Here is an 11497-nt window from a genome sequence, read left to right as displayed (position 1 = left end):
ATCTCGGCCTGCGCGGGCTGATGACCATCGTGCCCGAGGGCAAGGCCTGGCGGATCGTGCTGGACGCGGGCGACACCGGCGCGCTGGCGCCCGAGGAGGAAGCGCTGGTTTCGGGCGTGCGCGCCGAAGGCGGCAGCATATTGGTCGAGCGCAACAACCGGCAAACGCTGAGACGGCTTTACGGCGATTTCGCCCGCGTGGTGCGCGCCACCCATGGCCGGCGGTATTACGCGCCGAACGGCAAGTGGAAACTGGCGGCCGCCTTCCTCTGCTCCGGCCTTGCCGCGGCCCTTGCGCTGACCGGCATGGATGGCGAAGGGTGGATCCTCGCCTATGGTCCGCTGCTGCCGATCGCGCTTGGCCTTGCCTTTGCCGGCTTCGATGCGCGCGCCTCGGCGGATACGGTCAGCAATGCCGCCGGAAACGGCATGGGCGGCGGGCTGGTCGCGAGCGCGGGTCTGTGGCTGGTGACCGGTTTCTTCACCGGCGCCTTCGGCTGGGCGACAGCGCTCGGCCTCGTCGCAACGCCGGTGCTGTTCTGGTGGTTTGCCGCGCGGATCGGCCAGCCGACGGAGGAGGGGCGGGCGCGCGAGGCGGAAATCGAGGGACTTCGCCTCTATCTCCAACGCGTCGGCGACATGCGCCATGCCAATCGCAGCGAAAGGGACGCGCTTCCCGCACTGCTGCCCTTCGCGGTGGCGCTCGACATGAAGTCCGAATGGAGCCGGGCCTTCGACAGCGTGATGGACGCCGGTCCAGGCACCATCAACCCGATCCCCTTCGGCCTTCACCCGACCTTCTATGATACAGGCGCGAACGGCGCGACCATCTTCGGCGCCTGCCAGGCGCTCAGCACCAACCTCACGGCCTGCATCTCGCCCAACGGATCGGGCTCAGGCGGCGGCTTTTCGGGCGGCGGCTTCTCCGGCGGGGGAGGCGGCGGCGGTGGGGGAGGCGGCTGGTGAATGGCCGCCGCCATCGCTATTCTTGCGAATAGGCCAAAGGTCGCAATGATCGGCTAGAAGCGGACCTCGAAGTGGTCCCCCATATCGGGTTCCTCATCCGTCACCTTGGCCTTTGCGATCTGGATGGCAAACCCGATCGAGCCCTTGGTGGCCCAGACCTCGGCGAAGTCCGGCGTAAACCGGATCAGCCGGATGTCCGGATCATCGATGCCGTCGAACCAGCTCGAAGCAACCGGGTTCCAGAGCTCCTCTAGCTTTTCCCGGTCCTGGATCACCTCGGACCGTCCCTCGACGCGGGCATGCATCTCGCCGTTACCGGTGACGATCAGCGAGCTTTCGCTCTCGCCGGCCTCGATCGCCTTCACCAGATCGGTGCCCTCAGCGGTGATGAACCAGATCTCCCCCTCCTTGTCATTGGGATACGGTGCCATCGGCACATGGCGGGCCGATCCGATGCCCAGCATTGCGGCGCGAACGTCGTCCATTTCTTTCCAGAATTCGGATTTTGACATTGTCTTCTCCTTTTGAAGAAAGAAACGTCTTCCGTCCGAAAAAGTTGCTTGCCGGAATCGCGGATCGGGCCACGCGCCGATATTTCCGCAAGGCCCCGTGAGGGCGCTGTCGCGAATGCGCCGCGTCTGCAGACGGCGCGCGGAGGAACATCTATCGATCTTCACCGCCGCCCGAAGCTTCGAGCGGCCCCGCCATGCTGTTCCAGCGCAGGTTCATCACACGGTCGAGCCAGCCGAGACCGGCGAGCGCCAGTCCGAGACCGATGAGGGAGACGACCCGCAAAAGCCCTTCCAGGCCGGAAATATCCACGAGGAAGACCTTCGCGATCGTCAGTCCGGCCGCGGCCATGGCGACCTTGCGCAAGACGTTGGAACGCCTGGAGAAGCTGACGGCGAGCAGGATTGCGCAGACGATCAAGAGCGCGATCGTGTAGCTGTAGAGCTCCGGCTGGGTGACGCCGGGCGCCGAAAGGTCGGGCCCGTGCCAGAACCGGCGGATTTCGCAAACGACATAAAAACCGGCCAGCAGGCTCGATATGCTGACAAGGCCGGTCCGCAGCCACGGCCCGAGATTGACGATCCTCCAGGCTCCGATCGCCAGCACGGCCGCGAGCGGCAGGTAGCTGAGCGCAAGATTGTCGAAAACCATCGGGCCCGTGACGGGGTTGAACCGGAACAGCAGGGGATTTGAAATCGTCAGCGGTACGGCAATCAGCGCGGTGGAAACGAGGCCGAAGAGCACGGCAAGACCCAGCCGGAACAGTCTCAGCCACCTGCCCGTCGTCGGCAGCCGGTTGATCTGCGCCAGCATGGCGACGGCCATCACGGCGGCCAGAAGCCCCGGCTCATCCGGCACCAGCCGCTGCAACACCGCGCAGGCGAAGACGGCGGCGACCGTCCATGTGGTGGTCTCGATGGCCGCCTGGACAGACTGACGTGCATGCAACACCGTGAGGCGCCATCCGGTATAAAGCAGCGCCAGCGTGCCGCCATAGGCTTCAAGCAGCGCCAGCCACGACGTGTCGCTGCGCACGGCCCAGAAAAAGCCGGGATTGGCCACCAGCCGGAAGGCGATGATGGCGAGCGCCGCCTTGGTGAAGAGGCCGATCAGGGCAAGGTCGAACCGCCGGTCGAGCGCGATCGTGAGGACGACGACAACGCCGAGCGCCAGCGTGAGCGCCGCCTTCGTGAGCACAACGAACAGCGCCAGCGCCAGCATCGAGAGCGCGGCAATGGCGAAAAGCGACGCGCGCATCTGGCGGCGGCTGCGCTCCTCCGCGCGCAACGTCCGCTCGGTCAGCAGCGCCATGACGGCCGATACCGCCAGGAGATGGATGCTCCAGAGATAATCCCCGAAAGCCGCGCCGGGCGACCACAGAAACTCGAAAATGAAGGCGGTCGCCGGGGCAAACGCCGCCGCGCCCAGCGCAAACCCGAGCGCCGTGTTTTGGTCATCCCCGGAACGGGTCATCCGCCAGAAGGCCATCAAAGATGCGCCGACGGACAGGATCAGGGCGAAGGTGATGAAAGCGGAAGACCCGGCTGTTGCATCTGCCGGAGGTTGCAGCGCGGCTAGGAATGACGCGAACAGCGGGCCGCGCTCGACGACCTGCAGGACAGGCACGGCCAGAAACGCGGCGGCAGGCAGGAGCGACATGTCCCTCAGCGCGTCCGCAGGGCGCATCCATAGGAGCGTCGCCGCGAGGACGAGGACGATGAGCAGAAAGGCAAAACAGGCCTCTGTCGCGGATGGCGCATCGATGGACAGGAGAAGGCCGGCGCCGCTGACGAACAGCGTCATGGCCGCGACGACCCGGGTGGGGAAATCGGCGCGCGGCTTGAGACCCGCAAGTGTCGCCAGAACCGTCTGGCCGGCATGGGAGGGTACAAAGCTCTGCACCGGGAGGATCACAGCCGCCAGCCAGGAGAGAGCAAGAAAGGCCGTATAGTGGATCAGGCCGCCGGTCGCGAGATAAAGTGCGGTTGCGGCCATCGCCGTTGCGGTCAGCACGAGGGCTGAGACCCATGCCCAGCGCTTGACGCTGTCCACCGCAAGGCCGGCAATGGCGATGAAGGCGAAATAATAGAAAAACAGCCAGCCGCTCTCCGCACTGCCGCCGACCAGAAACGGCGCGGCGGTGGCGCCGATGATGCCGACGGCGCTCAGGACCGAGCCGTAAAGCCAGCCGAGCGCAACCGCGAGAATACTGACCAGAACCAGCCCAACCAGCGTCATCTCGGCGGAAACCAGTCCATAGAGAAGACGGGCGGCAAGCACGGCGGCAAACAGCGTCACCAGCCCCGCGCCCGCAAAGACGGAGGGCAGGTAGCGCGTTGACGGCGTCGTCTCGTCGCCGAAGCGGCGTCGGAGCCCTTCGCCGGCGCCCACCAGCGCCACGCCCAGCATCAGTGCCCCGCAAACCCGCCAGACCGGCGTCAGAAGCCCGTTTTCGACGCCATATTGCACCATGAAGATGCCGCCCAGCGCCAGCGAAAGCGCCGCGAGCGCGATTGTCCAGTTCTGGCGCAGCCATCCGCCGAACGTCTGCAGCAACGCTCCGGTAAAGACGAAGGCCCGCGGCGGGCCGCCGGTTGCCGAGGGCATCTTTCCGGCGTCCGTCGACCCTGATTCCTCAGGTGACCGGGCCGTTTCCGGTTCTGCCGTTTGGGCCGCGTCCTCCGCCCGCTCCGCCATCGCTCTTTCCGGCTCTTCGGCCGTGGCGGCCGTGGCGGCGGTGGCGGCATCACCGCGGCGTTCCAGTTGCTCCAGCCGGCCCCGAAGGCTCCGCTGAGCATCCTCCAGTCTCTTCATCCGCTTCCGCATCCCGGCATTGGACGCGATCAGCGCCAGAACAAGGATGAGAACCAGAAACTCGAAGAACGATGTCATATCAGGGCATTCCACATTCACGACGCAATAGGGGAGGTCTAGCGCATCGGCCCGAAAATCGGAATCGATTTTCGGAAAGCACGATGCGTCGGTCCAACAGGGTAGAGCGTCCTTTCGCACATCGCCGCTGCGTCATGCATGCGCAACCGGGCTCAATCGCCTGACTAAAATCTCGGCCGCTCACGGTTGCGCATCGCGGCCCGGCAAACTAATCGGGTGCTCTCAAACAGAAAAAGACTGACAGGCAAAAGGACGCACTCCATGGAAAACGAGAAAAAGCGCAGACACACGTCCGGACGAACCCTGCTCTGGTCCGTCGCTGCGATTGCCGTGATCGCGGCAGCGGGCGTGGTCGGCGGCAAGGTCATGCTGGAGAAGACGGTCAGGACCAGCCTGGAGCAGAGCGGAGCGCAGGCGGCCTCGGTCGAGGTCGACTTCACGGGTCATGTCCATCTGAGCGATGTGACCGTTCCGCTGGAAAATGACCAGACGCTGCATATCGCCTCCATAGAGGCGCGGCCAGAATTCCTGTTTCTTTCCGGCATGATCGACGCAAGGGACCTCGCCTTTGAGGCAGGCCCGATGCATGTCTCTGTCCCGAGCGTGCTGATTGAGGACGCCGGCATCAACCGCGCCTTTCTCGCCGCGGCGTCCGGCGAGGCCGATCTGACGCCCGCCGAGCGCGTCGCGCGGCTTTCGGCAGGCCGCATCGAGATAGCGTCCGTCGCGGTCTCCCAGAGCCTGCAGGGGATTGACCAGACCACGACCTACTCCGAGGTCGTGCTCGAGAACATCGTCGACGGCCATGTCGGACGCTATTTTGCAAGCGGCATGACCAGCGACACGGAAGTCGCTCCCGATCCGCGCGCAGACGGGGATGCGGAGCCGGTATCCGTCAAGCTTTCGGTCGGCGCGATCGAGGGCGAGGACATCGATGCCCCCTTCCTGACGCGGATCTACACGGAAGCGAAGCCGGCCGATGGCGAGAACGCGGCGCAACAGGTCTACGGCCCGGTCACGGCGAAGGATTTCGTGATGGAGACCGCAGACGGCCGGGTGACCTATGCGGAGATGAGCAGCGACGGCTTTTCCATGCGCCTTGCCGACGAGCCGTTCCTCACAACGCTGGAAAGGCTGGGAGCGTTATCGGACACCGAGGCGCTGCTGCCCGGCGACGAAGAGCGGCTGGGTCTCGAGGCCTTTCTGCTTCTCGATGCCATCGCGAAAGGCGACCTGCAGATTTCCGGCATTGGCCTGACCACGGACGCGGAGCCGGACATGACCTTCGCGATCGATAGACTGGCAGTCACGTTTGATGATCTTGTCCTCGGCTTTTCGATGGACGGGCTTGACGTGCGCGCCGGAGACGACTCCCTGACCGTGCGAAGCGCGTCGTGGACGGACTTTTCGCTGGCTCCCACGCTGGCGGGGATTCGCGAATATCTCAAGGCCGGCCCCGGCGCGCCGGACATGGCCTGGAAGGCTGCGTTCCTGCCTGGTTTCGGCACCCTCAGCCTGTCGGATTATGCCGTCAACATGAACCCCGGCGCTGAAAACGGTTTCGATGTCGAGAAGCCTCTCAATGTCGCGGTCAAGGATTTCAGCCTGGCGCTTCAAGACCCCGTCAACGGCATCCCCAGCGATATCCGCATGGTGATGAACGAACTGAAGCTGGATCTGGCGGGACACGACGACAACGAGGCGTTCGCCCTCTTGAAACAGCTCGGCTATCAGGAGGTGAATATCTCTGAAAACATCGCGCTTCACTGGGACAAGGCGAACAAGGCGCTGATCGTCGAAGACATCGGTTTCAGCGGCGACGACATGGGAAGCGTCTCGCTCTCCGGCGTGGTCGGCGGCTTCGGGGAAGCGTTCTTCTCCGGCGACAAGGCGCTGATGCAGGCTGCCGTCTTCGGCCTGACCGGCCGGGCTGTGACGCTGAAGGTCGAAAACGACGGCCTCTTTGCCCGGGGGCTGAAGCTTTACGCCGATCGGAACGGGATGAGCGAGGAACAGGCCGCGCTCACCCTGTCGATGTTGCCCTCGGTAGCCGCGCAGACCGTCGGCGATGGCGATCCCGGCGTTCAGGCCCTGATCGACGCGGTTTCGGCCTTCATCGCCGACCCGAATACGCTGGAAATCGCCATAACCGCGAAATCGGACCAGGGCATCGGCGCACCGGCCTTCATGGCCGCGACGATGGATCCGGCAAGCCTGCTGCAACAGGTCGATATCACGGCAAAGGCAGACTGAGAGACAGGCCGGCGGCCCAGTCTCGGGGCTGCCGGCTTCACATGCCATCCCGGTCATCCGGTGGCGGTCGGGGGCTCGTCACCGAGATTGCGCGATACCCTCTGCGCCAACGCCCGCTGGCCAGTTCGCGCAGGGCGATGAGAAGACGCAACCGACGCCGCCAGCGGCCGAATGTCAGGCCGGTTTCCCCGAGCATCAGCCGTTTGAGGGATCGCTCGCCCATGGCGGCACAAGCCTTCCGGGATGATCCGCGGGGCGAAAGGGTTGCAGATCACCGCTCTTGCCCATAATTTTGCTCCTGGCTTACACAAAAGAGTGGAAATCACCCTGCTCAACGGTCACATAGTCTGATGCTGGACGAAACAATCGATACCGAACGGATTTATGCGCTCTGGGACGAGCTTTCGGATTTCGAGGCGTCGCGCATGCCTGAGGCGCGCGTGCATCTGCTGTCCGTCGTCTGCGATATGATCGACGCGCGGCAGGCCGACTGGATCGGCGCCGTCAGGCTTGTCGACAACATCCATCGCGATCCGCTTTTCGGCTGGCGCCCGCGCAGCCTTTCGGCCCTTTATCCAGACGCGGAAGCCGCGCGGACCATCCAGGAAGCCTTTGCCCTGATGGAGAAGGGCGAACCCGACATCACCACAATCCGCAATGCCGAGCTTGCCGGACAGTTCCGGGTTTTCATGCTGGACGAACTTGCAACGCCCGAATGGTTTGAAAGCTATTCCTACAAGACCTTCTATCGCGGTCTGGACCGGCTGGATTCGATCTGGGTCGGCATTCCCATCAATGCCGACGCCGAGATCCAGATCGGCTTTCACCGCGCGCTCTCGCAACCGCGATTCTCGGAGCGCGATCGGCGGATTGTGACGCACGCCCTGCGCGGCATTCGCTGGTTCTATCGGCTGCAGATGCTGTCGGAAGGGATCGGGGTCGCATCCGAACCCTTGACGCCGATGGAAGGCAGGGTGCTGCGCGATCTGCTGCAGGGGCTTTCGGAGCGCCAGATCGCCGAAAACAACGGCCAGAGCCCGCATACCGTCCATGATCATGTCAAGCGGATCTACCGCAAATACGGCGTCTCCAGCCGCGCCGCGCTGATGGCGCTCTGGCTGGGTCAGCCCATACCCCCCTGATCAGGGGATTCCAAACGCAGGACGGCTGGTCGATAAGCCTTGGCAAAACAGGGTCTCGTCAAATCCGGCGCGCAGCGCCGCCGTCATCAGGCTGAATGGAGAGCAGGGTCCCTTGTGCAACGATCAATGTTGGGGGAACCATGCGTCAAACAGCCCTGTCAGAGAATCCCGGTTTCTTGACGGTAACGCACCTGAAGTTGCTTGCACTGCTCGATGAGGAAAAGGCTGGGGTCAGCCTTCCGGAGACATCGCGCAAAAACAGTCCTCCCGCGCGTCCGGCTTCCTCATGGTGGGGGTTTCTCGCCTGTGGTCCGCTGGCGATCGTCGGCCTCTTCGCGCATGCCGACACGGCGCACGCGCAAACCGCGGAGCGGATCGAGCAGACGGTGGCCGGCCAGACGACCATTCTCGAGCGCTTCACCCCGCCGCAGCGTATCGGCACGGTCGATATCAAGGTCCAGGACCAGCGCAAGCGCACCCCCGAAAAGGATGCCGCCCAGGTTCGCTTCACGCTGAATTCCCTGACGGTCGAGGGCGCGGAGACGCTTTCCGACGCTGCGTTTTCCGATCTCTGGCAGGGCATGACGGGCAAGGTCATCACGCTTGCCGATCTCTATCGCATCGCCGCGGAGATCGACGCCCGGTATCTGAGCGCTGGCTATCTCGCCATGACCGTCGTGCCGATCCAGGACTTTTCTACGGGAAAGATTACGATCAGGGTCTATGAGAGCTATGTCGAGACGCTGGAAGTCAACAGCGCCATTCCCGGCATCCGCAAGCGGCTTGCGCCCTATATCGACCGGATCATCGCGATGCGGCCGATCCGGATCAAGGAGGCCGAGCGCATCCTGCTGCTGATGAGCGATCTCGGCGGGCTCGATATCGAAGGCACTCTGATCCGACCGGAGACCCCGCAAGGCGGCGGGACTCTGCGGCTCGACATCGGTTTCGACCGCGCCTCGGCCGCAGCCGGGCTCGACAATCTCGGGACCGATGAGGTCGGACCGCTGGAACTCTCCGGCAATGTCACCGTCAACGACATGCTGGGGCTTTTCGACACGGCGAGCCTCGTCGGCGTCACGGTTCCCGACACGCCGCAGGAGATGATTTTTCTTCAGGCATCGCAGGATATCCCGATCGGCTTCAACGGCCTGTCCGCCGGATATGACCTTTCCTACATCACCCAGAAACCCGGAGGCGACCTGAAGGCCGACGATATTCATATCGAGTCCGTGATCGGCACGGCGCGGCTCGACTATCCCTTCATCCGCACGATCGACCAGAGCCTTTTCGGCAGGATCGAGGTCAATCTGCGCAATGACCGCGTCGATGTGATGGGTGCCCGGGCGGCACGCGAGCAGACGCGGTGGGCGGCCATGTCGCTGACCTACGACCGGCAGAACGGCGACACGGCTTTTCTCACAACGGCCGAATTCGGCCAGGGGCTGGGACAGGAAACCGCCCTTCCGGAAGTGCCGGAGGATTATCGGTTCGCGCGGGTGAATTTCGACATCGCGCATGATCTTGGCGCCGACACCGCGATCCGGCTGCGAAGTGCCGGACAGTATTCCCCAACGCCGCTGCCGGCGGCCGCGCAGTTTTCGCTCGGCGGCGATCCCTATGGCTGGGCGTTTGACGGCGGCACGCTTTCCGGCGCCAGCGGGGCGGCGGCTGCCCTGGAACTCAGCCATGACATTGAAACCGGCTGGTCGGCGCTCCCGGGTCTGACCTGGACGACGTTTGCGGATTACGGCGTGGTCTGGAACGAAGCGGCGAGCGCGGACTATGCCCGCGATGCCCTCGGCTCCGTCGGCGTCGGCGTGAGCGGCATGCTGGCGGAGAAAATGAGTTTTCAGCTGATCGCGGCCGTGCCGTGGTACAGTCCCGACAATGGCGAGGATGAGGGGCTCAGGATCTTCTTCAGGCTGGGGCTGCCGCTCTGAGCCGGGACTGACCGCATCAGCATTCGACAACGAGATATTCCGGCCGCGCCGGTGATTGCAACAAGGATAGGGGTTATCATGTCACAGTTCAGGGCTTCGCGCCGCCATTTCCTGGCAACGGTTTCGCTGGCTTCCGCTTCGCTGGCCTTGCTCTCGGCTCCGGCACTTGCCGATATGCTGCCGCCGTCACGCACGCCAGGCGTCCCGGTTCCGCCCGGACAGATCGACGCGGCCGTGGCGGCGCTTGACGGCATCGTCGAAGACATCAAGGCTCACAGCGGCGTGCCCGGCCTTGCCGTCGCCGTGGTTCACGGCGGCGAGACCGTCTATGCAAAGGGCTTCGGCACGCGCGGCGGCGAGGGCGACCTGCCCGTGACGCCCGATACCGTGTTCCAGCTCGCTTCGCTGTCCAAGTCCGTCGGCGCGACGGCCGTCGCCCGTCAGGTCAGCCGCGGCGTGGTCTCCTGGGACAGCCGCATGCGGGATCTGCTGCCATGGTTTTCGCTCTCCGATGCGGCGGTGACGGAACGGCTGACGATCGGCGATCTCTACAGCCACCGCTCCGGCCTGCCGGACCATGCCGGCGATGAACTCGAGGACCTCGGCTTCGACCGCCGGACCATTCTCGAGCGGTTGAGGCTCCAGCCGCTTTCGCCCTTCCGCACCAGTTACGCCTATACCAATTTCGGCCTGACGGCGGCGGCTGAAGCTGTTGCGGAGGCTTCCGGCATGACGTGGAGCGAGCTTACGGAAGAAGCGCTGTTTCAGCCGCTTGGCATGACCGAGACCAGCGCGCGCTTTGACGATTTCATGGCGCGGGAAAACCGGGCGACGCCCCATGCCAAGACCCCGGACGGCTTTCAAGCGCTCTACCAGCGCGAGCCCGATGCCCAGTCCCCGGCGGGCGGCGTCAGCTCGACGGCCAACGACATGACAAAATGGATGAAGATGGTGCTCGCCGATGGCGGCGACCTCATCCGGCCCGAAGCCCTGCAGCCGGCGATCAGCCCGCAGAGCTTTTCCAGCAGGCCGCGCAGCCCGGATGAACGCGCGGGTTTTTACGGCTATGGCTTCGGCGTTGGCACCGACCCGAGCGGCCGGGTGGTGCTCAGCCATTCCGGCGCCTTCATTCTGGGCGCTGCCACCTATTTCGCGCTGATCCCCTCGCTCGATGTCGGGATCGTGGTGCTCTCCAACGCCGCTCCGGTGGGCGCCGTCGAGGCGATCGGCGCGAGCTTTACCGACATGGTTCAGACCGGCGGCGTGACCCGCGACTGGTTCTCAGGCTATGAGGCGCTGTTTGCCGGACTTTACACGCCGCTCGGCGAGACCGCCGGAATGCCGTTTCCCCAGGCGGCCGCGGCGGCGGCGCCCGCCAGCTATCTGATCGGTCGCTACAGCCATCCCTATTTCGGAACCGTGGAGGTGGTCGAGGACGCGGCCGACGGCCTGGTCTTGCTGGCCGGACCCGAGCCGAAGGCGTTTCCGCTGATGCCGTGGGACGGCGCAATGATGGTGTTCGATATCGAAAATGAGAACGCCCCCGCGGGCTCCCGCTCCGCCGCCACGTTTTCCGGCGGCCAGGACAAGGCGGAAACGCTGGAGGTCGAACTCTTCGTCATGAACGGACCGGCTCGGTTCGAGCGGGTATAGAGCGGTTTCCAGCCAATCATTCTGGGGCAACGCCTTGCGGGCGGATCGTGTCCCGCGGCGCGGCGCATCTTCCGGATCGGCCGCACTAGAGCGCCGTGCGTCCATTCGGACGCACAAAGGACGCTCTAACCTATTGAAT

The 11497-nt window shown here is 64.5% G+C and carries 7 protein-coding genes and 1 pseudogene; 5 read left to right on the top strand and 3 right to left on the bottom strand.

Features of this window, described 5'->3' with window-relative positions; translation table 11 throughout:
* The coding region (locus AC5DC2_RS11710; protein ID WP_491698601.1) for a DUF2207 family protein at window positions 1-965 on the top strand (965 nt) is incomplete at its 5' end.
* A gap of 53 nt (window positions 966-1018) precedes the next feature.
* Here the strand turns inward: AC5DC2_RS11710 and AC5DC2_RS11705 are convergent.
* Both AC5DC2_RS11705 and AC5DC2_RS11700 read right to left on the bottom strand, forming a co-directional pair.
* Entirely contained in the window at window positions 1019-1477 is a 459-nt protein-coding gene (locus AC5DC2_RS11705; RefSeq protein WP_491698600.1) for a pyridoxamine 5'-phosphate oxidase family protein, read from the bottom strand.
* A gap of 151 nt (window positions 1478-1628) precedes the next feature.
* Window positions 1629-4367 carry a DUF2339 domain-containing protein gene (locus tag AC5DC2_RS11700; RefSeq protein ID WP_491698599.1) on the bottom strand — a complete coding sequence of 913 codons (2739 nt, stop codon included), beginning with the start codon at window positions 4365-4367 and terminating at the stop codon, window positions 1629-1631.
* Window positions 4368-4628: 261 nt separating this feature from the next.
* On the opposite strand from AC5DC2_RS11700, the gene AC5DC2_RS11695 reads away from it, so the two are divergent.
* Complete coding sequence (locus AC5DC2_RS11695; protein ID WP_491698598.1) at window positions 4629-6620, top strand: aq_1923 C-terminal domain; 1992 nt, start codon at window positions 4629-4631, stop codon at window positions 6618-6620.
* A 53-nt stretch (window positions 6621-6673) separates the two neighbouring features.
* Here AC5DC2_RS11695 and AC5DC2_RS11690 read toward each other — a convergent pair.
* Window positions 6674-6846 (bottom strand): annotated as a pseudogene (locus AC5DC2_RS11690) (AraC family transcriptional regulator); the annotation flags it as partial.
* A gap of 124 nt (window positions 6847-6970) precedes the next feature.
* Between AC5DC2_RS11690 and AC5DC2_RS11685 the strand changes: the two are divergent.
* The 3 genes from AC5DC2_RS11685 (at window position 6971) to AC5DC2_RS11675 (ending at window position 11358) form a co-directional block, all read left to right on the top strand.
* The gene (locus AC5DC2_RS11685) at window positions 6971-7762 is read left to right on the top strand and encodes a response regulator transcription factor (RefSeq protein ID WP_024707514.1); all 792 of its coding nucleotides are present in this window, start codon (window positions 6971-6973) and stop codon (window positions 7760-7762) included.
* 176 nt (window positions 7763-7938) lie between these two features.
* Window positions 7939-9705 (top strand): ShlB/FhaC/HecB family hemolysin secretion/activation protein, encoded by a 1767-nt coding sequence (locus AC5DC2_RS11680; protein ID WP_491698597.1) that lies wholly within the window; start codon window positions 7939-7941, stop codon window positions 9703-9705.
* Window positions 9706-9783: 78 nt separating this feature from the next.
* A complete protein-coding gene (locus tag AC5DC2_RS11675; protein WP_491698596.1) occupies window positions 9784-11358 on the top strand; it encodes a serine hydrolase domain-containing protein in 1575 nt (524 codons plus the stop codon).
* Window positions 11359-11497: the final 139 nt, after the last annotated feature.

Source organism: Martelella sp. (assembly GCF_984369615.1).
This window is presented reverse-complemented; position numbering and strand designations above follow the sequence as displayed.